Below are 22,617 nucleotides of genomic sequence, written 5' to 3'. Positions count from 1 at the left end.
CACTCATTTTTGTAATATAAAGATATTGAATAAATATTACTAACCTTGCGTAGGTTATAAATGACCACCGTTAATTGTGAAAAACAACCGTTATCAAATTTTTGATTATTGCTGGCATACTGCGCATCAGTTTGACTGGATGGAGGCATTGAATGAATATTGCGATTTCTTCTTTTGTTTGACAACCAAAACACAATGGCCGCACGCTGACTTCGATTCTTACCCGGCAAATCTTACTTTCGTTACGTCTTACGAACCTGGAATATATGACATAGCGATTCTTCATATAGATCAACAGGCTGTTCTTAATGATAGTTATAAAAGGCAGATTTATCTTGAGTTTAATGAATTTATTTTGGATATTCCTAAGATTGTAATCAATCACGGCTCTCCGGTCTATCCAGATATAGATTCTAATTCGTACAATCAGAAAGAGTTAAAAGAAATTTGTATTCAATCAGTAAAAGAATTAGTTGGACAAAATCAAATGGTTGTAAATTCACATACCGCTGCAAGCGAAAAAGAATGGGGTTTTGGAATGCCTATTGTGCACGGGATAAATCCTGTTTACTGGAAAGATTTATTAAAGGAGCCACGCGTGTTTACCGCACTATCGGCCGGAGGATTCGATCAGTATTACAATAGATATTGTTTAAACGAAGTCAAAAGGAAATTGTTGGTTAAAGGATATACTCTTTGGCATGCTAAAGACAACATTGATACTGGGAAGTCAAAAAAATACTATAGGAAATTTCTCGGAAGTTCTTTGTTATATCTTGATACATCATTCAGAACCCCTATGAACAGGGCTAGAACAGAGGCAATGTTGTCAGGATGCTGTGTGATACAAGTAGAGGGTGCTCACGATCTTGAGCGGTGGGCTAAGCCTAACGAAAATATAATTTTAGTGCCAAATAATACAGAGCAGATCACCAAAATGATTATATCGCTTCTTGAAAACGGATACCAGGAAGCATTGCGTATTGGACAAAAAGGAAAGGAAACCGCTATGGAAATGTTTGGTCCAGAGCGTTATAGAAATGAGTGGTTAGCGTTATTGAAAAATACAATTGCAAGAAAATAGTGATGCCTACAAATTTAAAAATTGGTATTATTCCTTTTAAACCGGCAGGAAATTATAAGATGCCGGGCTCTACTTTTCTAAGAGCTGTGGGACTCGTAAATAATTCTGAAAATTATGAGATATGGAAGCACGCTAGAAAATATGATGGATTGATTTTCCAGAAGAATTACTGGACAGAAATGATGAAACTATTTAATGGTCCTAAAATTCTAGACGTTAGCGATCCGGATTGGGTTAAAAATGCCAGCGATTTCTTTAAATTTGCTAATATGGCGGACGCAATAACATGCTCCAGTCCGGCGCTTACCGAATTCGTAACCAATGTCCTATCACGTAAGCCTGTTTTTCATGTTCCAGATAGATTGGATTTCAATCTGTTTCCTAACTATATAAAACGACATACCCATCCCGCAAAGAAAGTAATTTGGTTTGGATATATTCATAATGCTCACGTCGCTCTAAAACCTTGGTTAACGGTGATAAAATCACTTAATCTAACTTTAGAAATTATATCGGATAAGGACTATAACAACCAAAGCGAACTTGTTGGCATTGAATATTTATGGACCAAATACGAACAGTCTTTAATATACCAACAGCTTTGTGATGCCGATATAATATTAAATCCTAAGGCGTCAAAAGCTTTTTTTAAATATAAATCTAATAATAAAACTATTATAGGCTGGAATCTCGGAATACCGGTTGCCGAAACTCTAGAAGATTTGACAAGATTTTTGGACCCATTAGAAAGAAGAAAAGAAATTTTAGTAAAAAAAATTTTAGTAGAGCAAGAGTATAACATTAAACAATCTGTAGTCGAGTATGATCAGATCTTTAATAAATTATTAAGTAATAGTTAATATAGAAAGATAAAATTCATCATAAAAGTTGGCAAGGGTAAAAATGGCAAATGTACAACTATAATCCTTGCTTGACTATTGGTGTAAAATAAAGTCATGTCTGATATCTTGAATTCTATTTGGTTATAAACTAACAGCTATGCGTTTAATATTAACACAGTAAAATAGGGCAAAACTCATGCTAATCACAACTGAATGTAGAAGTTATTAAGATCACAGCGGGGGGATTTTGTCTTACTAATTTCGTCCACATGCTAGGGCGCGAATTCGATTTTATTAATAAGAAGGAATGAAATTCTGCGTTTCGGGGGCTAATATATTTGTGATATCTTAGGTTAAATTTAGAGCTGAATTATTTGAATTGTTTTAATATATTTATATTGCAAAACCATACCGATATGACATATATAGGCTATCAAAAAATGACTAACACTATAAATTCCCATCTTGGAGGAAATATTATTGAAGGCGATCCAAAGACCTACGCCCCGAATGTTTGGAATTACGTAATTAATCGTTTCGCTGTTAAGTCAGTGTTAGACTTGGGGTGTGGGATTGGTTACGCTGCCAATTATTTTTTTGATAAAGGAATGAAAGTTGTGGGTATAGATGGCATGGATGAAAATATAGCCAGAGCGATTTATCCTGTTGTTCAATGTGATCTTACTCAAGGGTTCGTAACTTGTAAAGTTGACTTAGTTCATTGTCAAGAAGTCGTAGAGCATGTTGAAGAGCAATTTATAGAGAACACACTGCGGTCACTCACGTGTGGGAAAATAATTTTGCTAACAAATGGCTTACCAGGTCAGAAAGGATTTCACCATGTGAATAATCAGCCGACTGAATATTGGGTGGAACATTTAAAAAGATATAATTGCCACGTCCTTTTAGAAGACACAAAAAGAATAAGAAAAATAGCTGAAAACGAAGGGGCAATTTACCTGGCGAGGACTGGGACATTATATGCTAATAGAGATAAGTTCTAATTAGATAATCACTTATTAAATAATTTGATGGGGTGTGACATTCTATACCTAACATTGTAAGCTGTCGATGTTCTAGATAATATTTGTAACGTCATTGCACAAAGTGACAGCTTTGACCGACTACATTTGGGGTGAAAACACTATCTGCATTTATAATGATGATTAGGCAACAACCCAATATAAAAATACCATTTTCAGGTTAATTTATAACAATATAGAATTTATGCAATTATATATTTTACAGATAGGATAACTGATCTGGAGTATTTTATTATATGTATCTCACTATAAACGCGTTTACTCCGGGTACGCGTTTATTTTTTAATATAATAATCCTTGTTATGGAAGGGCAATAGCTTAACATGCTTAATGTTCAGAATCATTTATCGGAATATTACCCTTAAACCAACTATAAAATAATTTAAGGCCTTCCGATAACTTCGTAGCAGGATAATAATTTAACAAGTGTTGTGCCTTTATAATATTTCCGCAAGTATGCGGGGCGTCACCCGGCTGCTCAGGTAAAAACTCAACCTTAATGGACGAATCTGTTAAACATTCTATAGCTTTAACTAATTCTAGAAGCGTGACTTGCTTGCTGTTTCCAATGTTAATTATCTCAAAGAGAGAAAGATCATAATTCATTGCTTGGATAATGCCATTTACAACATCTTTTACATACGTATAATCCCGGCTACTGCTACCGTCACCATATATCCGGATCTTTTTCTTTTTCAGGGAGGCTTGGACAAATTTATATATAGCAAGATCGGGGCGTTGGCCTGGACCGTATACAGTAAATAAGCGTAACGCAATAAACCTGATTCCATATAAATGACTGGCGACATACCCAATACTTTCCGCCGATAGTTTAGAGGAGGCGTAAGGGCTAATTGGTTGCGTGATATCCTCTTCTTCCCATGGGAGATTTTTATTAATACCGTAGACACTGCTGGAAGATGCAAACACAAATTGTTTTACATTGTATTTTATAGCATAATCTATTAATCTTTGAGTACCCAAAACATTCACCTCATAGTAAAGATAAGCATTATCAATACTCGGTCTTATACCAGCCTTAGCCGCTAAATGAACAATTTTGTCAATACTGCCAATTTGATTTAAGTCTGCATTATTCCTTATGTCTCCGTTAATAAACTTAAAATTTGGATTGTTGAAAAATGATTTTATATTAATATCTTTCTGCTTTATTGAATAAAATGGATCAAGATTGTCCATGCAGATTATTTCATTTTCTTTATCGGAAAGTAATTCTGAAATCAAATGGTTTCCGATAAAACCAGCTCCACCCGTCACTAATATTCGCGTCATTATTTATTTTAATTATTGGTTTAAATATATCAGTGTTAATAAGATTGTGCTCCTTGTTTTTTCTTCGGATAATAGGTAAAAATAGACCTCTTTGAACTTACTATGCCACACATTCCTGATCAAAACTATGGTGTGATTATATCTATCCGAATCGCTATTGTCTCGAAAAATTGCGACATATATTCAAGATAGGCATCGAAAATTAGTTTTTCGGAACAATTTTATGTCTTATTTTCAAATCCACTATTTAAATGTTGGAGGGTTGCAGGTGGCTTGCAAGCCTAAATATAATATTTTTATTATTAAATTAAAACTACTAGTAATTAAATTTAAATAATAATTTTAGGGGCAGATTAACCATCTGGACAAGGAAGCGATAGTGCCAATGTAAAACCCATTCTTAGTGAAGACATCCAAAAACACTTTAGGCTACCCCCTAAAGTGATTCTATGACTTTTAACGTCAGAATTCTTTTTTGACCAAGGCTTTAGCATCGGGCGCTGTCAAATTCATGTTTTTTCAGGGTTGTCGTTAACGTAGGCCTTTAAACCATCTCTTAAATTAAATATGCTGTATTTGAAAAAAGCAATTGCGGCCGGAGGTTGTGGTTTTTGAAATACAGGCGGCCAAACAGCCGGACTGCCTTTTATGGAAACAATACCAAGCCTAAATATGATCGGTATAACAGTCAATAATCTGTTTAATGTTAAATGGGAGAAAATCCAGTTTGAGACTGAAACGTGTTTTGAAAAGTGACAACCTATGGATGGCGTTGCGTTCACTCCAGAAACTAAGTTCGACGTTGTAGCGCCTATTAGTTATTCCTTTAAATAATGGAGATTAAACTGGATATTCTGGAACCATTCATCACCTCGTTCCGGAATATTAAACTATTGGTTCCGCAACACTTTGACCATATCAATTCATTGACTATTAATTGCCATTTCCTACAACGAATATACAAATCGGTGCTCCACATTCTACGGAATCGCATGGTCAAGCCCCGCGGAATATCCAGATTAACACAGTCAATACAACAAAATGTACAGCAACGCGAATCCGAACAGATGCAACATAAACAGTTTGTTAGTGACCTGAAAGCCGCCTCACAATCACAAACACCTTTATTCCCTCAACAGCAAAGTACGGGAGGTAAATCCCTGCTTGAAGTTTTGCTTGAACCAGATTATATAGAGCCTCTGCCATACATCCACGACACGGACGAGCGAAAGAAAAAGCGTAAAAAACCAAGTGAGCGCTATAAAATTAGCAGGTAACATTAACATTTAATACAATGGAAAATCACGAAGAAAATAACATACAGCAAGAGATCATAGACAGTTTGGCTAAGCAAATGTCTGATCTCGTAAAGCGACAATCCAAAATTGAGGAACTTAATTTAACCGGCTTACCCACGAAATTAGAGGAGTTGGAGACAATGGTTAAAAAAACAGCAGATATGAAAACGTTGGAGAATACTAAGCAGTTGCAACAATTTGGTAGTCAGCTGAACAGGTTTGATACAAAACTTGATGCCATACCAAAAGCAATACCTGTTAAGCATGAGTTTGACCCTAAATCAAAATTTGTTATTAAAACTGTTTTAGGGCTTATACTTGGCTTTTGTAGTTTACTCGCCATCTCGATAAATCAGTACTTAGTGAACAACCGCAGAAGCGATGCAACCAATAAATTTCTTTTAGTACAAGGATTTTACCCTGATGTATTTCGGCAGATCGATAGTGCTTATAGTAATAATCCTGACAGCCTACTTAAAATAGCACAGGCTAAAATAGAAGAAAGACAAACAATGACCCAGGCAGCCATCGAAGCGAAACAAGCCGCTGAACAGAGTAAGGCGGCTAATGAGAAGCTTAGGAAGCTTCGAGGCAAAACGACTGCTACAAGTAAACATAAAAGATAAATATCTAATTACACACGGATGGTAGTACCGTACCAGTCAGCAGTAATATGCCTAAAACTGAAATCACTAATTTTGAAGTCTGACTCACTTTTAAATACAATGCCATGAATTTAGAACGGTATCAATATCTTAACAGCAACGATTATCACGATTACGAATTTTGGAGCGAGGGACCAAAGGGACGTATCAGTAAAATGGTAACGTTTTCACGCATCCCGAATACAGACCCTGCTATTTACAATTTGGCCTTTGGCGTCCACCAAATGCGAGGAATAAATAATCCTAAACAGTATGCAAAATCATAAGCATAAATATTACAGTAGGTTTTTCCATCAGATGGTTCGTACCTTTTACTATTTTCAACATCTAACCACCGAATGATTTCATATATCGCTATATGCTTATCTTCTATGCTAGTTATTGATCTTAAATCAAGTTTCGGTATTCCAGACTCATTCAATGGATAAGCTCGATTTGATCGGTTTCGTGAATGTACATGACCATTAATGGGCTGCATATGAACAGTGAAATCCTTACTCATTAAAAAAGAATTAGCATTTTTTTAAGTTAATTAAGCTTTAGAACAACGTGTCCGCTAATATATAATTATATGTTTTATAGCTCTAATTTTCAGCGATAATAATTTAACTAAATTATTTAAATAGGATAATAATTAGTATTATTGAACAACCATAATGCCATACTCACAATCATGATAAACAGCAACATTGCGCGAGTAACGAAATTACTTGTTGACGATTTAAAGATCGCTATTACCCGGCAAAGTATAAACGATGAGCTACAAAGACACCCTCATCCTAATAGCATGCTGGCAATAAGTGATGTTCTTGCTAACTGGGGGATTCCCAATGCCCCTTATGAACTATCTGTTAATGAGCTAACAATGCTTCCTGTTCCCTTTATCGCATACTTAAAAAGTGGAAAATTTGTTCTAATAAGCACTATGAGTGATAATGAGGTGATTGTATCAAATGAGGTTTGGCACAGGAAGTTATTCAGTATAGACGATTTTAAAAAAGTATTTAGCGGGAGTGTTCTGGCCGTCGAAAAAGATGAAATTTCGGAAGAGTCGAATTATCGATCTAAACGAAGAAAAGAAATTTTAGAGAGTATACGTGTTCCTTTCGTTATAATAGGTACAGTGGTTGTTTTTTTTCGCTTTTTTAATTATAAACAACCCTTACGATAATTTATTTCCTTGGCCTTTTGCACTATTAACATTGTTTACAGCTCTTGGATTAATTTCCTCCGTCCTGTTGCTGCTACAAAGTATTGATGCTAATAATCCTTTAATTAAAAAAATGTGCGACAATGGAAAAAATGGAAATTGTGAAGCTATACTTTCCTCAAAGGCAGCTATAATAGTTGAGGGTCTTAGTTGGTCTGAGGTTGGTTTCTTTTATTTTGCAGGTACTTGCGTGATTTTATTATTTGGAAGCTCACATAGCAACGTTACTCATATCCTAGCCTGGCTTAATTTAATAAGCCTACCTTACACTTTCTATTCCATTTATTACCAGTGGAAGATCGCTAAGAACTGGTGCCTTTTTTGCTGCACAGTTCAAGCCTTATTGTGGTTGCAATTCTTTGCTTACTTACCATATTTATCCAAACCAATTCAAATATTAGAAATAAGAGATTTGACGACACTTTTTGTTGGAATGTTAATACCAATAATAATTTGGGTGTTCATTAAACCGCACCTTCTGATGGCCAAGCAAGTGCAGCCGCTCAAACAACAGCTACGTACCTTTAAATACAATACAGAGCTATTTCAAAAGCTATTAAGTGATGAGGTAAAATACACATTGCCAAATGATGATGATACACTTTTAATTGGTGATCGGGAAGCGGAAAATGTAATCACAATTATCTCAAATCCTTATTGTCAGCCATGCGCTAAAACTCATAAATCATTGGATGAATGGATAACCGATCGGGAAAACATTAAACTCCAAACAATTTTTTACACTACAAAAAAAGATAATGATAAAAAAACAATTGTAGCCAATTATTTAATGGCATTACAAAACGAGTACACTGAAACTTCTATTAAGCACGCCCTTAATGAATGGTATAAAGACAAGAACTACGAAGGATTGGTAAAGAAATATCCGCTCAAAGAAATATCTAATAATCAGGGAAAACTTGAAAATCAAAGGTCATGGTTCAAGTTAGTGGGTGCTACAGCAACACCTATCATATTTATTAACGGGCGCAAGCTCCCATCACTATATAAACCAGAAGACCTTAAATACTTAATATAAAGTATTGCAAAATATTGTCTCGGAAACAATAGAAGATGCCTGCCTTCGGCAAAACAGGATAGGGAAAGCCGCAACCCGATAATAGAGGCGTAAAAATACAATTAAAAAATGAAAAAATTAAAGTTGCAATTTGGTGGCATCAAAGAAATGCTGACGAAAGAACAAATGAAAAAAATTAACGGTGGTGATGAAAATGAATGGCCCTGTTATTTACTTGACGCCAGTGGTAATGATATAGGCGAATCATTGTTTCTCTCACCCGGAGACAATTGTTGTCAAGCTCAGGGGCTTGCAGATGCGGCTGCATGGGGAAGTATGGTCGGAGACCAGACTCCCTATGGTATTAACTGCCCGTGTGATATAGTTTGTTGATAAATTTCCTTTTAAATAAGCAGACGCATGCTCAGATTACAATCATAATTAGAAAAATGAATTGACTACCGGAAAGTGATACAAATACGTAAAATATTACGATTGTTTACTTGCTAAAAAGTATTGAATATGGGAGTAAAGCAGAATTTCGTATTAAGACTACGGGTAGTTGACAAAGAAACCTTAATTAGGCTTTGCAGGTGATATTTTGTGCTCCAGGCGATCAAGAGTTTACCTGCATTCATCCTTGAAAGGCATAGATAATAGATACTTAGGATTAATAAGTTAACATGACTCTAAGACCAGAGATTTTAAGCTTGTAAATGAAGTTGTAGAATATGTCTGTAAAATAGTAAGAAGATGCCTGCCTTCGGTAAAACAGGATAGGGAAGCCGTAACCCAATAACAGAGGCGTAAATGTAAACTAAAAATGAAGAAATTAAATTTACAATTTGGTGGCATTAAAGAAATGCTAACAAAAGAGCAAATGAAAAAGATCAACGGTGGTGATGATCCTTGGTCCTGTTTCGCACTTGACGCAAGTGGTCATCACACAGGTGAAGAAAGTTGTTGGCCAGGAGATAATTGTTGCGAAGCGCAGGGATTAGCTGATGCTTATGCATGGGGAAGTTCCGTCAGCAATCAATATCCTTATGGCATGGATTGTCCGTGTGACATGGTTTGTTAATTAATTATCATTATTAGGCAGGCGGAGATTAATAATCTGCCTGCTATTAAATTTATAAACATGAGTTTAACTAATTCAAAAACATTTAGTCGCCTACTTTGCACTACTTTATACTACATTTTACCTTTTGTTCTTTATGGTCAAAAGCTTCCAAATATTCAAAAGGAAAGTTTGCGTGTTCCTAGTAATATAAGGATCGACGGTAAAACAATCGAATGGAATAATAAATTTAGTGCTTACAATAATGCTACCGGAATTTTTTATACCATTTGTAATGATGATATAAATCTATATTTAGTTATACAAGCAAGCGACCCTGATGTGTTGACAAAAATAACCAACCGTGGCGTGGTTCTGTACATCAATACTTCAGGTGCTAAAAAAGATGAAAATGCAGTTTTAATTAATTACCCTTTTTTTGATCTCAAATATGGTAACAAACCATATATTAGTTTTCAGAATGGGGCAATGCTACATTCTACACGTGTCGCTATGGAACAAAACCCCGATTCCGTCAGTAGAGTGGCAAATAAAAAATTGCATGACAACGAAAAATTTATCCGCACTAAAGGTTTTCCGGACGTTGATACCCTACTTTCCATATACAATAGGGACGGCATTAACGCTGCGGAAGCCTTTGATAGCAAAATGACTTATACTTTTGAGATGTCTATAAACTTAAAACTGTTGAAATTAGATGTAAAGAACAAAACAACATTTTCCTACCATGTTGTTTTGCAAGGCCTTACTATGAATGACTTTGGTTTTACAGCAACAAAAGATGCCAACGGACGGCTTCACATGGCTGTCGCACCCGGTGCAAGCGCAGCAGTTCCCAAAAAAGACCACCTTGATGCAGTAGGCTCTACTACAGACTTCTGGGGAGAGTATATTTTAGCGAAGAAATAACTCGCTAAAGAATGAGAATTAGTTACTCTTTAAGAGTCTTGATAATATTTTCAATTTTGTTCTTTTCTGTCAGGCTATTTGCTCAACAGGCGGCCACGGCGCGAGCTAAAGTCAATTCGCCGCCTCCGTTGCCTTTTCGACAGGTTAGTGGCGTAGTGCAGGATAGCGTAGGCTACGGCGTGGAAATGGCTACTATAAAACTAATATCAGCTCAAGATTCTATCCTAATTACCACAGATAAGAATGGGATTTTTGTATTAGAAAATGTTAAAGTAGCAACATTTGTTCTTACCATATCTGAACTCGGATATAAAACTGTGGTACGAAAATATTTAAATAATGATCAGGCCAGTAAAATAGTGTTACAACCTATTACATTGAGAAATCAATATAATGAGCTTAAGCCAGTGAATATTAATGGCACGCCCTCTATAGTTTATAAAATCGACACTGTTGAATACCGATCAAGCGATTACAAAGTACATGCAAATGCTACGGTTGATGAGTTGCTGAAAAAAATGGAAGGTATGGAAGTAGGTGCAGACGGCTCATTGACCTATATGGGTCAGCAGATAAAAAAAGCAAATCTGAACGGAAAGCCCTTCGCTGGTGGCAATGTAGCCCAGGCTATCCAAACCTTACCAGCGGACATTGTTGACAGGGCCCAGATAATAGATGATTATGGTGAACAGGCCGCCAGAACAGGTATAAAAGATGGTCCTTCAACAAAAACATTGAATCTAACTACCAAAGCCGATAAATCAATTGGCACGTACGGATCTTTAACTACACAAGTGGGCAATGATGACAGATATAATACCCTCCTTAACGTAATTCACCTTGATGCGAACCAGCAACTGACACTTATTGGTAAATTCAATAATATTGTAACAGGTATAGCAAATGCCAACGGAAATAGAGTAGGCAGCGCTGGTACTGCCAAAACAGCGACACCATCATTAGGTTACCGTGACCAATGGGATAAAAACATACAGGTTAACGCCAGCTATGTTTACAATTTCATCGACAATTTAGCTGTAAATAATAGTTTTGGCGAAATCTACTCGTATGGTCAAAACGGCTTAATCAAAAACACAAGCAGTTTTAACAGCCAAAGCACTACCGATAATAAAAATGAAGGTCATAATGCATCCGTAGAAATTGAATACAATATTGATAAGTTTAATTATTTACAGGTAACGCCTACATTTAATTATACTAACAGCAACAGTGCAAGTGACGGATCAACAGACAATATTAGCAACTTTACCACCGGATTTGAACATCGGATGTTAAAAAGTGTCATTGGTAATCAAAACAACAATAGGGGTGCAGGTATTACAGTCCTTTATCAACACATATTTAAAAAACCTAAAAGAAATTTCTCCATACTGATTGGTATCAATACCAGCAATAATATAGCAAACGGCGATAAGTTTACAAACTACAGTTACTACGCAGATAGTACGAGGAATACATTAATAAAAGACTCGACCGCGCACTTGTTAACCAAAAGAACAAACCTTAGTACAAACTACAATACCGTCATAACTTATGTTGAGCCAATAAACTCATTCTCCCAATTTCAATTTGAAGGAAAAGTAAATCACAATGTTTACAACAATAATGCCATAGCAGATACCGTGCTGGCCAGTATGCAGGTAGTTGAACTTACCAGGCTCGCAAACATATACAAATATTCATTCACCGAAACTCGCGTAGCCTTTAATTACGCGTATAACCGAAATAAATTAAGTTTTTCGATAGGTGCCTCAGCCATACCGACAGTTTTAGCTGGCGACAAGATTAATCAGAATACGAATGAAAATGTATCTACATCATTAACTAATTTAAGAGTGATACCCGTAATTCGTTTACAATATGCATGGTCAAATACACAAAGATTTAGTTTAGCATATTCAGGGACCAATTCAATACCAGATTTTCAGCAACTCCAACCATTTACCGACAGATCGGATCCGAATAACATTATCATGGGAAATCCTGATCTTAAACCCGCATTTACAAACACAATTTATGCTTCGTATAATAATTATTTAGCCAACTCAAGATTTAGCTATGGATTTAATATCAATGCGTCTGATTTTCGGGATCAAACAGTTAACAATATCGTACAAGTTCCGGAATTAATCTCAACAAGTCCTAACAAATATAAAACGATAAATGAAATCTTTTATGCTAATCTGAGCGGGTCAAGATTTATAAGTGCGAATTATACCATCTCCAAACAGCTGGCCGACCGGAGATATAATCTGTCATTAAATGGGAATGCTTCTTATGGTTATACCCTGGCCATGAGTAATGATGTGATATACCATAATACAAACTGGAGACTTAATGAACGTTTTGGCCCCAGAATAAACCCGACAGGTGATTTCGAGGTAAACCCATATATTGCTTATGACGTAATCAGAACGTTCACAACATTGGCGGGTGCCACTCCAACCTTGCTACAAACAATATCATTAGCTGTGGATAGCAAAATGTATTTCTTCAAAAACTGGCAAGTTAATTATAGTATTACCAAAAGCTTTATTAACGGATTAGGCGACCTCAATACTAACCCGTTGGTTTTGAATGCGGGTTTTCAAAAAGAATTTTCACAAAGAAAGAATTTGGTTTTAACCTTTAATATTTATGACTTGCTACATCAAAATAATTTCACTCAGCAGGTAGTTACAGCACAGGGTGTGACCAATACATTATCAAATATTTTGAGCAGATATTTTCTTGTTGGCTTTCGGCTTAATGTTCAAAAATGGGGAGGCACGCCAAAACGCAATGGTAAAACACTAAAGCGTAAAGGAGATGGCAGCTTTATTTATTAATGTAATCCTTAAACATAACTATCAATTTGAAATTCCCATTTTATAAACAACAGGACATTAAGGATTGCGGCCCGACTTGTTTGCGCATGATAGCAAAATATTGTGGCCGGAATTACTCTATACAAAAACTCAGAGAAACTTGCCAGGTTAATCGGGGCGGTGTTAATTTGTTAGGAATAAGTGAGGCTGCCGAAAAAATCGGCTTCCGGACATTAGGGGTTCGGCTCACACTTGAGCAGTTAAAAGACGCCCAATTACCTTGTATTTTACATTGGCGCCAGAATCATTTTGTTATATTATATAAAATAAAAAAGGGCAACTACTATATTGCTGACCCCTCCGCAGGGTTAGTTACACTAACAGACAAGGAATTCAAGAAAAATTGGTTTGCCCATAAAGAACTGCATGATGGAGTCTCATTATTTTTAGGTACTACACCTGCCTTTTTTGAGAAAGAAGGCGATAAGAATACATTAAATTGGCGGTCTATACTTCGATACTTTTTTGTTTACAAGAAGTTATTTATCCAGTTAATTATTGGCCTTTCAATAGGCACAATACTTTCATTAATAACACCATTTCTTACTCAGGCATTAGTCGACATTGGTATCAATTCGCGCGACATTAATTTTGTATACCTTGTCCTTATAGCCCAGGTAATGCTTTTTGCGGGAAGCACCACCGTAAATTTTATACGCTCCTGGATCTTATTGCATATAAGTACACGGATCAACATCTCGATATTAACGGATTTTTTATTGAAGCTTATGAATCTGCCTATCAGTTATTTTGAAACCAAAACAACGGGCGATATTCTTCAAAGAATGAGTGATCAACAAAAAATAGAAAGCTTTTTGACAGGAACTACCCTAAACACCCTGTTTTCTATGCTCAACCTGGTCATTTTTACGATTATCCTCATTTATTACAACATTGTTATTTTTCTGGTTTCATTCGTGAGCACAATGCTATATACAATTTGGATAGTTGCTTTTTTAAAAAGAAGGCGTGAATTAAATTATAAACAATTTGACTTTGCCTCCAACAACCAGAGTACTGTTGTTGAACTTGTCAATGGAATGCACGAGATTAAGTTGAATAACTGCGAACAGAAAAAACGTTGGGGCTGGGAACACGTACAGGCCGACATCTTTAAGTTTAGAGTTAAGAGTCTTTCGCTTAATCAATATCAGCAAGCTGGTTCCATGTTTATCAATCAAGCTAAAAATATCTTGATAACATTTTTAAGCGTAAAGGCTGTGATAGACGGCCAAATTACCATAGGAGGCATGATGGCAATACAATATATAGTCGGACAAGTCAGCAATCCAATTGATCAAATGTTGGGTTTTATTCAAACTTATCAGGATGCAAAAATAAGTTTGGAGCGTTTAAATGAAGTGCATGGATTAGATGATGAAGAGCCAGCCCATAAACACTGGATAAAAGAGTTGCCGGCAAATAAAAGTATTAGAATTTCCAACCTCACTTTTCGCTACCCTGGTGCCGGTAATGATCCCGTTTTACACAGGATAAATATAAAGATTCCGCAAGGAAAAACAACTGCAATTGTGGGAATGAGTGGAAGTGGGAAGACGACCATACTAAAAATGCTTTTACGTTATTTTGAACCGGAAGCCGGGGAAATATGGATCGGCGGAACCAAATTGAATCAAATCAGTTTTAAGTCCTGGCGGGAAGAATGTGGAATAGTAACCCAAGATGGATTTATATTCGCCGACACCGTAGCATCAAACATTTCAATGGGCGATGAATTTCCAGATAAAGAGAAACTTGAACATGCAATTAATATTGCAAACTTAAGTGAATTTATAGACGGTTTGCCATTTGGCCTTCAGACCAAGATCGGGTCTGGAGGAAATGGTATTAGTCAGGGACAAAGGCAACGTCTTTTTATCGCCCGGGCAGTTTATAAAGATCCTCAATACTTGTTTTTTGATGAAGCCACAAATTGTTTGGATGCTAATAACGAACGGGTAATTATGGATAATATGAAGGAGTTTTTCAATGGAAGAACCGTGGTTATAATAGCACATAGATTGAGTACAGTGAGTAATGCCGATAATATAATCGTCTTGGATAACGGGAGGATAATTGAACAAGGGACACACAAAGAGTTAGTTAATTTACGAGGAAGTTATTACATGCTAGTGAAAAATCAATTAGAATTAGGCGTGTAAATTCATCAATAAACAAGATATGTCAAATCAAATAGCATTGCAACAAAGGCACACTGAAGAAATTCAAAGTATCATTGGGAAACCACCATCATGGCTTCTTAATTGGGGGATCACTATATTTTTTGGCATTTTGATATTAATACTTTCCTCAACAGAAGTGATACAATATCCTGATGTAATAAAAACTCAATTAAAAATCAGGTCCTTAAATTTAGATACCCCAGTAAACATCAAAACGTCGGGCCTTTTATATACGCTTTTAGTGTATAATGACCAAATCGTTCAAAGGGGGCAGTCATTGGCCATTATCGAAACTAAAAATGGGAAAACTGTCTTGAAATCGCCCCGAGATGGGAAAGTTAATTATCATGAGGTAATTCATGAAGGTCAGGAACTGCGATCTGACCAGACAATATTCCAAATCAGTAATATTCAGAAAGATTTTTTTGGCGAACTATCAATACCTCAATCCTCTATCGCGAAGATCAAACCCGGGCAGGATGTGCTTTTAAAGGTGAGAAACTTCCCCTTTCAAGAATATGGATTGCTCCATGGAAAGATTAGATATATTATTGAGGATCCATTTAAAAACAGTGGATATTTAGGCGAGGTGGAATTTAATACAAACAACGTCACGGATATGAAGAAAGTAATAGCGCTAAAACAAGGGCTGGATGCTGATGCTGAAGTTATTATTCAAAGGCGGAGTTTATTGAAAAGAATTACGGAAAACGCCTTTAAAAATTTCATCAAATAGGCAATAAAATTCCATTTTGAAGCTATCGACAAATATATTTCATAAAAACACCTCCTTAAATTAACCTGTTATGTGCAAGTCCCCCATTCCTACATTTATAATTAACCTGAAAGCCCGAACTGATCGAAAAAAGAATTTCTTAAAAGAATTTTCAGGTCGGGACGAATTTAAGCTAAACATAATTGAGCCGAAAAAACATGACATATCTCGGGTAAGTTTGTGGAAAACCATAAATCATATAATTGAAAATATGGTGAATCCAAACGATGATTATTTTATCCTTTGTGAAGACGATCATCAATTTACTGAATGTTACAAAAAGGAATTGTTATTTGAGTGCATAAACCAAGCAAACGACTTAAATGCAGATATTTTATCGGGGGGTGTCAGTGGTGTTTCACATTTCGTTCAGGTAAGACCTGATATATTTTGGATGGGCAATTTTACCGGATTGCAATTTACAATTATCTATAGACGCTTTTTTAAGATAATTACTAATGCGGTCTTTGCAGATACAGATATTGCGGACGTAAAAATCTCCAAACTTAGCGAAAGAAAATTTTTAATACACCCATTTATTTCTACTCAAAAAGAATTCGGATACTCAGATGTCACCCCATTAAATAACAATCAAGGAAGAGTTGACAAATTTTTTGACTGGGCGTCTCATACTATTAAATACGTTAATGATGTTTCAATTTTTTATAAGCATCAGAAAAAAGAAATATTTACAGTGCATGATGCAATAAATTATGAAAATATTTATATTCCAACATACATTGTCAACCTGCCGGGCAGAACTGATCACTTAGCATATATCACAAAGCAATTCGAAGGGAAAGCTGAATTTGCGGTTAAGGTCATCGATGCGATTGAACATAAAAAAAGCAATTTAGGGCGCTGGCTCACTATTCGTAAAATAGTTGAACAGGCAATAAAAAATGAAGATAACATGATTATTATTTGTGACGATGACCACGAATTTACTAATCACTATTCAAAACATGATTTTATTGAAAATATAATTGAAGCAAATATGTTGGGTGCGGGAATTCTCATAGGTGGAACAGATCGTTTTGGCAACGTCACTTTAGTAACGGAAAATAAATTTTGGATAGATAGCTATTTCAACGCCCCATTTATGGTGATTTACGAGTCCTTATTTACCAGTATTCTCGATGCTCCATACGACGAAAAAACTACAGCAAATGGTGTTTTTTCTAAAATCACGAGTAATAAATTACTTGTATTTCCCTTCATATCTGTACGAAGAGTACTGGAAGAGTCAAATAAAGCTAATACGGCAGACCACATTGATAAACTTTTTCAATCAACTTCAGCAAGTATAGAAATGATGATTAAAGTAACCAACATGTATCCGTACGATCACTCTTAAGTTGTCAACAAAGGAATTCGTTTGTCAGTCAATTTAATAATGTCACAAGAATGGCTATTACAAAAAGTAGATTAGAAAAAAAATCAAAATATTGTCAACTATAAAATTAACACAATATAACTTAAAAGAATAGTAATATCACTAACAATTACGTTGTAATATTATTGTAATTAAAAACTTTGATTAGTTTGTAACCTTTGTAAGTAATTAATTAAGAGAAATTTCTCCAAACTGATTTCCGAATTGTATTTCTGTTCCAAGATTAGCATACTCGCTTTGCGTTATCAAATTCATTTTTAGCATTCCCCTTGATATCCGCCTCACATGAGTTGGAAGGTTAGTCATTAGTTGAGGGGTCATTAGCTGTAATGCATCGTAAAAATGCTTTGGTCTGGGTATTATATAAGATAGGACGATGGATTCAAGTAGGGTGAGATCAATAGGTTTTTTAGAAAAATAAAATTCACTCGCAGCATTAATGCCATATACGCCAGGTCCAAACTCTATAATATTTAAATAGATTTCCAATATCCTTGTTTTAGGGATTTTAAAGTGGTTCTCAATTAATAGAGAAATAAGTGTCTCCTCTAATTTTCTAAATATGGTTTTATTATGAAACAAAAACAAATTTCTTACCATTTGCATTGTGATAGTACTTGCACCACGGGCGAATTTACGTTTAGCAATGTTATCAACTATGGCTCGGCCTACAAAAAAAGCATCAACACCCTTATGACTGTAAAAATTTGGATCTTCTGTTAAAACAAAAATGCTTAAAAGCATGGGATTGACATCAGATAATTTTATGTTTTTTATCCCATTCAATGTTGAAAAGTTGTCTAAGGAATTATTGGTTTTATCTTTATGATAACCATGCAAATAAGATAAATCAAAATTTCCATTTTCAGAAATACTAATATTATTCTCCAATATTAGTATTTCGAAAAGATGATTGTAAGGGTCGGTAATCAGGAACATCAAGCTGAATTTAAGAATTATCTTTCCTTGAACACCAAGCGTCCTAATATCTTCATTACAGAATTGAGGAAACGATTTCAATAAAAGATCACCATCGATCTCAATGTAAAAGATAGTTCTAATAACATCATTTTCTTCAGCATCATGCATGAATTCAAAGGCAAAAGGCAATTGATTAATTGAACCGCCAGATTGTTCTGTTATGCTAAAATTGTGATCATTAAGTTCTATTTGCATATCAAGTTCTAAATTATCAATTAATGACAAATCATGATTAATATGTGTATTTTTAAGAGTTAATTTCTCAACTTTAACAGCGATATTTATGAAAGCTGTTCTAAAATCCTTATCCGTCGATTGCGTATATTTAAAGTCAAAAAAGTCAAAATGAGATACTGAATCATGCTTAATTGCCAATTCAGATTTTACAGCTGTAAATACAATAGATCGGGGCGATCTACAAACAGTTCCTTCCATCTTGTAGACAGCAGAAGCCGTATCAATCGAAGATCTAATTGAATCATTTACATAGCTTAATTCTTTTAATTGGATATAGCTATTGTGGATATTTATGGAAAGTAATTCTATCGATATATCTGGATTTATTTGAAATAAATAATTAGAACCTTTTTCAAAAATTTCATAATATAATTTTTCCCAGTTGTAAAGTTCCGAAGCAATCTCAGAAGTATCAAATTGTTTAAAATTTGGGTTGTTACTTGTTTGTTTCTTCGTAAGGTGAATCGTCCCAATTGCAACCTCCAATGATTGCCTAAATGTTTTTTTTAAAAAACTACTTAGAGAGAATTGAATACTAATTTTACTTAGTCGGACAAGGAAGGAGCCCTTTTCTATTTCCAATTCTTGGATTTCGAGTTGATTGTACTGATTAAACTTGAATTCTTTTATCGATAACTTTATATTATTGGCTCTTGCGAGTTGCTCAATTTTTCTATGATATATCTTATTTATCCATTTCAATCCCCTGAAAATAGATAATAACATAATAAATATTAATTGTCCTACTATTCTGCCTCTTTTTGATTTGTAGAACATATATTCACTATAAAATAAATCCTTGACTTATATTGTCATCATAAAGCCTAAAAGTTTTGTCGTAATACATTGTTAAAACAGAAATTCGATTGATGAGCTTAACTGAAAGGCCCAATGGGGGAGTATAGCTATTCTCTTTCAGAATGTAGACCAATGTGTTGTTTTGTAAGAAGTATAATAAGATTGATGTACTTTTCAAGTTGTTCAAAATTTGATAAGCTTAAGTTGAATTAAAGATCGTGAATACATATTAAAATTACTATTATTTTAACAAACAATTTATTGTTTTACTGAAATGGATAAGTGAGTGACTTTTGCAATATAGTGGGCCGAGATATCGATGAATTAGTAAATTCCTTTTGATAAAGGATGCATATATCACGTTCATAACGACATTTAAGGTTAGAACTATTAGGATTAAAAAATATTAGTAGATTTATTCATGAGAAGCCAAATTTATTTTTATAATAAAAATCAGCATAAGGCAATATAATATGGATGTCTACCTTAGTTTCGACGATGGGATACAATCGGGCACAAAACAGGTGTTGGAAACGCTTAAAGCGAATTCTGTTAAGGCAACTTTTTTTCTTACCGGTTCATTCTCGAATCATTACATCTCGCAAGATGAGACTAATTTCTTATGCTGTTTAAAGGATATTTATGAGAATCATAGCATTGGGAATCACAGTTTTTCTCACGCTAATGAATTTTATAGCGATTATTATCATAAAGGGTTAAAAATTGATAATTCGGATCTAAGAAGGAGTGTGACCGACGATTTTAAATTAAATAAGAACTGGATAAACACATATCTCGCACGGATTTTCGGTGAAAAGAAAATAAATGAAAGTACTCTCCTTGCAGCAAACCAAGTAATACAGTTAGGTCGCTTGCCTGGTCGTAATGCCTGGAGAATAAATCCGGCTATATTCAATTCTAACCAGGCTAACTTCCTCATAAGTATTGATGATGTTGATACAAAACAAGAAGCAGACATGCTCTTCCAGGATGGCTATCAAATTTTTGGATGGCACGAAGAATGGAAAATGAAATTCGAGTTATCTTCAGATACTAGGTCTTTCTTTAAACAAAATATTGAAACTATAGTAGGCGAATATAACAGCCCAAATTGGGATTTGCATTCTATGGAAAACTTTAAAAAAGACAGGCTAACCGAGGATTATCAAGATTTAATTGACAGAATGATGACGAAACGTAATTCGGAGAAGCTAATTATTTTAATGCATGATAGAGCTTTTAGAACTGGATATAAAAAAAACAACACTAATATAAGTCCAGAAATATCTATAAAATACTTCGACAATGAGAGAGAAAAACTTTCAAAGATGATTAATACTCTTAAACAATATAATGCCCGATTTAAAACACTGGACAAATTTTATTAACAGAGTGTCCATTTGTTAATTAATTATGCAGAATACAATGTTATCGTTACAACAAATATTCATGTCGCTTATGTTATCGCCAGTACGAGAAATGGGAGCCGATTTTGAGGATGGAAGAAAAAGAAGCCGCCGAACTTGACCGGTAGAGTGTTGGAATTGGTACGAGCTTTTTAGAGAAAAAATATCATTACCTGAAGGATATCCACTTGTCGATTCCCTGCCCATTAAAGTTTATACCACTTGTAAGGGAAGGGGAGCCGTTGTTGCGCTGGATGTTCCGAAGGGTTTGATTTTAGTGGAATGATTGGTTTTGGAGGACACTATTTGGCGAAGATGTCGGCAATGCACTTAAGGCCTTAGGTACTGACCGGAAGCGCCGCCCGGTATTGATCACCCTTCGCCATTTTTACCAAAATGTCGTCCTTCCCGAATGCGAGCAAAAGCTGTTACACTGGAAGCGGTCAGCTGGATGACATCCAACAGCGAAAACCATTCCCGGAAAAATTTTATCCGGCGGGTATATCACAATTACGATCAGATTACCTGCATTATAATCGCATCCGGTACATGTCTTGTCAACGCACCTGTTACATCACATAAGTGGTAGTCACTCTGCTCGCGGATGGTGATTGTACGTTATAGATACCGCCAGTCCATTGAAGTACCAAAAATTCATGGTCATTCGCAAAAAAGTAAAAGCTGTTTCAATAAAAATATATTTTTATTGAATTAAAACTCAATGTGTATATTTATAGCATAGCAAATGCAGTTAAAACGTATTCAAGTACAGTGAGCTATTCGTGGAGTTCGGAAAGCTGAAGCTTGTAAGATGCTGAAAATATAATAGTTAGCTCGTAGGTTCAATTCCCCTACGGGCTACCAAAGCGGCATAGTCGAGATTCAGCTCGGGTATGCCGCTTTTTTGTTGGGCCAAATCCTGCGCCAATAGCGCCAAAAGGGCGAAAACGGAGTTGATGCGCGTGGTTCGACATGTGTCGGTTTTCTTGCTAAATCGTATGCCCTCGGGGAATAGGAGGAATTGGATTCGCTGCTTGGTGCAATAATCCGCTTTTTGCCACCTTAGGGGCAGTTCTGCGGCAAATTGAACCGCGGTTTCCACGCATTTTTCAAGGTTCGACACCCTCCCGGACTGTTCCATGCCCTTTTCGATCTCCCGCCTCTCGGCGGTGTACCTGTCAAGGTACCTGTTGTAAAGGTCGGCCGTCACCTCCTCTTCCATGAAACGCTCTTCCAGCCGCTCTATCTTCCTTACCATTTGCTGATGCTTGTTTTCCAACTCCCGGTACTCATCCTCACGTCCGCTATTCAGCTGGTTGAACGTGGCCTTCATCTGCGTCTTGATCAGGCCTGTCACTTCCGTTGATCCGTCTATCCTGAGCCTGTCCAGTATGGCGGCGAAGGTTCCATTGAGAGACTTTGCGCTCTTGTTTACCCCGCAGCCTACGGTATTGCACTTGTAATAAAACAGGCCCTTTTTCAAGACCGCATAACCGCGCAGGGGCTTTCC

General features: G+C 35.7%; 19 protein-coding genes. 16 read left to right on the top strand and 3 right to left on the bottom strand.

Annotation, left to right across the window (positions count from 1 at the left end):
• Window positions 1–76 precede the first annotated feature (76 nt).
• From ABIN91_RS19185 to ABIN91_RS19175, 3 genes are all read left to right on the top strand, one after another.
• Window positions 77–1,084, top strand: coding sequence for a hypothetical protein (locus ABIN91_RS19185; protein WP_348053061.1), 1,008 nt, complete (start codon window positions 77–79; stop codon window positions 1,082–1,084).
• 2 nt (window positions 1,085–1,086) lie between these two features.
• A complete protein-coding gene (locus ABIN91_RS19180) occupies window positions 1,087–1,944 on the top strand; it encodes a hypothetical protein (RefSeq protein WP_348053060.1) in 858 nt (285 codons plus the stop codon).
• A 398-nt stretch (window positions 1,945–2,342) separates the two neighbouring features.
• Window positions 2,343–2,930, top strand: a complete 588-nt coding sequence (locus ABIN91_RS19175; RefSeq protein WP_348053059.1) for a methyltransferase domain-containing protein — start codon at window positions 2,343–2,345, stop codon at window positions 2,928–2,930.
• A 366-nt stretch (window positions 2,931–3,296) separates the two neighbouring features.
• Here the strand turns inward: ABIN91_RS19175 and ABIN91_RS19170 are convergent, their stop codons facing one another.
• Window positions 3,297–4,262 carry an NAD-dependent epimerase/dehydratase family protein gene (locus ABIN91_RS19170; protein WP_348053058.1) on the bottom strand — a complete coding sequence of 322 codons (966 nt, stop codon included), beginning with the start codon at window positions 4,260–4,262 and terminating at the stop codon, window positions 3,297–3,299.
• Between the two features lie 833 nt (window positions 4,263–5,095).
• Here ABIN91_RS19170 and ABIN91_RS19165 point away from each other — a divergent pair.
• The 12 genes from ABIN91_RS19165 (at window position 5,096) to ABIN91_RS19110 (ending at window position 17,646) form a co-directional block, all read left to right on the top strand.
• Window positions 5,096–5,539 carry a hypothetical protein gene (locus tag ABIN91_RS19165; protein WP_348053057.1) on the top strand — a complete coding sequence of 148 codons (444 nt, stop codon included), beginning with the start codon at window positions 5,096–5,098 and terminating at the stop codon, window positions 5,537–5,539.
• Window positions 5,540–5,556: 17 nt separating this feature from the next.
• On the top strand, window positions 5,557–6,186 hold the full coding sequence (locus tag ABIN91_RS19160; RefSeq protein ID WP_348053056.1) for a hypothetical protein: 630 nt from the start codon (window positions 5,557–5,559) through the stop codon (window positions 6,184–6,186).
• A gap of 104 nt (window positions 6,187–6,290) precedes the next feature.
• Window positions 6,291–6,491: a hypothetical protein gene (locus tag ABIN91_RS19155; RefSeq protein ID WP_348053055.1), complete on the top strand. Its 201-nt coding sequence runs from the start codon at window positions 6,291–6,293 to the stop codon at window positions 6,489–6,491.
• A 407-nt stretch (window positions 6,492–6,898) separates the two neighbouring features.
• Window positions 6,899–7,396 carry a cysteine peptidase family C39 domain-containing protein gene (locus ABIN91_RS19150; RefSeq protein WP_348053054.1) on the top strand — a complete coding sequence of 166 codons (498 nt, stop codon included), beginning with the start codon at window positions 6,899–6,901 and terminating at the stop codon, window positions 7,394–7,396.
• A gap of 31 nt (window positions 7,397–7,427) precedes the next feature.
• The gene (locus tag ABIN91_RS19145) at window positions 7,428–8,474 is read left to right on the top strand and encodes a vitamin K epoxide reductase family protein (protein ID WP_348053053.1); all 1,047 of its coding nucleotides are present in this window, start codon (window positions 7,428–7,430) and stop codon (window positions 8,472–8,474) included.
• Window positions 8,475–8,582: 108 nt separating this feature from the next.
• Window positions 8,583–8,846, top strand: coding sequence for a hypothetical protein (locus ABIN91_RS19140; RefSeq protein ID WP_348053052.1), 264 nt, complete (start codon window positions 8,583–8,585; stop codon window positions 8,844–8,846).
• Between the two features lie 430 nt (window positions 8,847–9,276).
• Window positions 9,277–9,534 carry a hypothetical protein gene (locus ABIN91_RS19135; protein ID WP_348053051.1) on the top strand — a complete coding sequence of 86 codons (258 nt, stop codon included), beginning with the start codon at window positions 9,277–9,279 and terminating at the stop codon, window positions 9,532–9,534.
• A 60-nt stretch (window positions 9,535–9,594) separates the two neighbouring features.
• On the top strand, window positions 9,595–10,443 hold the full coding sequence (locus tag ABIN91_RS19130) for a hypothetical protein (RefSeq protein WP_348053050.1): 849 nt from the start codon (window positions 9,595–9,597) through the stop codon (window positions 10,441–10,443).
• 38 nt (window positions 10,444–10,481) lie between these two features.
• Entirely contained in the window at window positions 10,482–13,292 is a 2,811-nt protein-coding gene (locus tag ABIN91_RS19125) for a TonB-dependent receptor (RefSeq protein ID WP_348053049.1), read from the top strand.
• A 26-nt stretch (window positions 13,293–13,318) separates the two neighbouring features.
• Window positions 13,319–15,493, top strand: a complete 2,175-nt coding sequence (locus ABIN91_RS19120) for a peptidase domain-containing ABC transporter (RefSeq protein WP_348053048.1) — start codon at window positions 13,319–13,321, stop codon at window positions 15,491–15,493.
• Window positions 15,494–15,512: 19 nt separating this feature from the next.
• Window positions 15,513–16,250, top strand: a complete 738-nt coding sequence (locus tag ABIN91_RS19115; protein WP_348053047.1) for an HlyD family efflux transporter periplasmic adaptor subunit — start codon at window positions 15,513–15,515, stop codon at window positions 16,248–16,250.
• Window positions 16,251–16,500: 250 nt separating this feature from the next.
• Window positions 16,501–17,646, top strand: a complete 1,146-nt coding sequence (locus ABIN91_RS19110) for a hypothetical protein (protein WP_348053046.1) — start codon at window positions 16,501–16,503, stop codon at window positions 17,644–17,646.
• 207 nt (window positions 17,647–17,853) lie between these two features.
• On the opposite strand, the gene ABIN91_RS19105 is transcribed toward ABIN91_RS19110, so the two are convergent.
• Complete coding sequence (locus tag ABIN91_RS19105) at window positions 17,854–19,680, bottom strand: biosynthetic peptidoglycan transglycosylase (protein ID WP_348053045.1); 1,827 nt, start codon at window positions 19,678–19,680, stop codon at window positions 17,854–17,856.
• 494 nt (window positions 19,681–20,174) lie between these two features.
• On the opposite strand from ABIN91_RS19105, the gene ABIN91_RS19100 reads away from it, so the two are divergent.
• Window positions 20,175–21,089, top strand: a complete 915-nt coding sequence (locus ABIN91_RS19100; protein WP_348053044.1) for a polysaccharide deacetylase family protein — start codon at window positions 20,175–20,177, stop codon at window positions 21,087–21,089.
• Between the two features lie 847 nt (window positions 21,090–21,936).
• Here the strand turns inward: ABIN91_RS19100 and ABIN91_RS19095 are convergent.
• Window positions 21,937–22,590, bottom strand: a complete 654-nt coding sequence (locus ABIN91_RS19095; RefSeq protein WP_348053043.1) for a hypothetical protein — start codon at window positions 22,588–22,590, stop codon at window positions 21,937–21,939.
• Window positions 22,591–22,617: the final 27 nt, after the last annotated feature.

The organism is Mucilaginibacter sp. (assembly GCF_039921305.1).
In the GTDB taxonomy this organism is placed as follows: Bacteria; Bacteroidota; Bacteroidia; order Sphingobacteriales; family Sphingobacteriaceae; genus Mucilaginibacter.
This window is presented reverse-complemented; position numbering and strand designations above follow the sequence as displayed.

What these genes read in the sequence shown, in the direction of transcription:
- ABIN91_RS19175 (WP_348053059.1), top strand. Translation starts at nt 2,343, where the DNA reads ATGACATATATAGGCTATCAAAAAATGACTAACACTATAAATTCCCAT.
- ABIN91_RS19160 (WP_348053056.1), top strand. Translation starts at nt 5,557, where the DNA reads ATGGAAAATCACGAAGAAAATAACATACAGCAAGAGATCATAGACAGT.
- ABIN91_RS19105 (WP_348053045.1), bottom strand. Translation starts at nt 19,680, where the DNA reads ATGTTCTACAAATCAAAAAGAGGCAGAATAGTAGGACAATTAATATTT.
- ABIN91_RS19165 (WP_348053057.1), top strand. Translation starts at nt 5,096, where the DNA reads ATGGAGATTAAACTGGATATTCTGGAACCATTCATCACCTCGTTCCGG.
- ABIN91_RS19170 (WP_348053058.1), bottom strand. Translation starts at nt 4,262, where the DNA reads ATGACGCGAATATTAGTGACGGGTGGAGCTGGTTTTATCGGAAACCAT.
- ABIN91_RS19110 (WP_348053046.1), top strand. Translation starts at nt 16,501, where the DNA reads ATGGTGAATCCAAACGATGATTATTTTATCCTTTGTGAAGACGATCAT.
- ABIN91_RS19115 (WP_348053047.1), top strand. Translation starts at nt 15,513, where the DNA reads ATGTCAAATCAAATAGCATTGCAACAAAGGCACACTGAAGAAATTCAA.
- ABIN91_RS19130 (WP_348053050.1), top strand. Translation starts at nt 9,595, where the DNA reads ATGAGTTTAACTAATTCAAAAACATTTAGTCGCCTACTTTGCACTACT.
- ABIN91_RS19155 (WP_348053055.1), top strand. Translation starts at nt 6,291, where the DNA reads ATGAATTTAGAACGGTATCAATATCTTAACAGCAACGATTATCACGAT.
- ABIN91_RS19150 (WP_348053054.1), top strand. Translation starts at nt 6,899, where the DNA reads ATGATAAACAGCAACATTGCGCGAGTAACGAAATTACTTGTTGACGAT.
- ABIN91_RS19140 (WP_348053052.1), top strand. Translation starts at nt 8,583, where the DNA reads ATGAAAAAATTAAAGTTGCAATTTGGTGGCATCAAAGAAATGCTGACG.
- ABIN91_RS19100 (WP_348053044.1), top strand. Translation starts at nt 20,175, where the DNA reads ATGGATGTCTACCTTAGTTTCGACGATGGGATACAATCGGGCACAAAA.
- ABIN91_RS19135 (WP_348053051.1), top strand. Translation starts at nt 9,277, where the DNA reads ATGAAGAAATTAAATTTACAATTTGGTGGCATTAAAGAAATGCTAACA.
- ABIN91_RS19180 (WP_348053060.1), top strand. Translation starts at nt 1,087, where the DNA reads ATGCCTACAAATTTAAAAATTGGTATTATTCCTTTTAAACCGGCAGGA.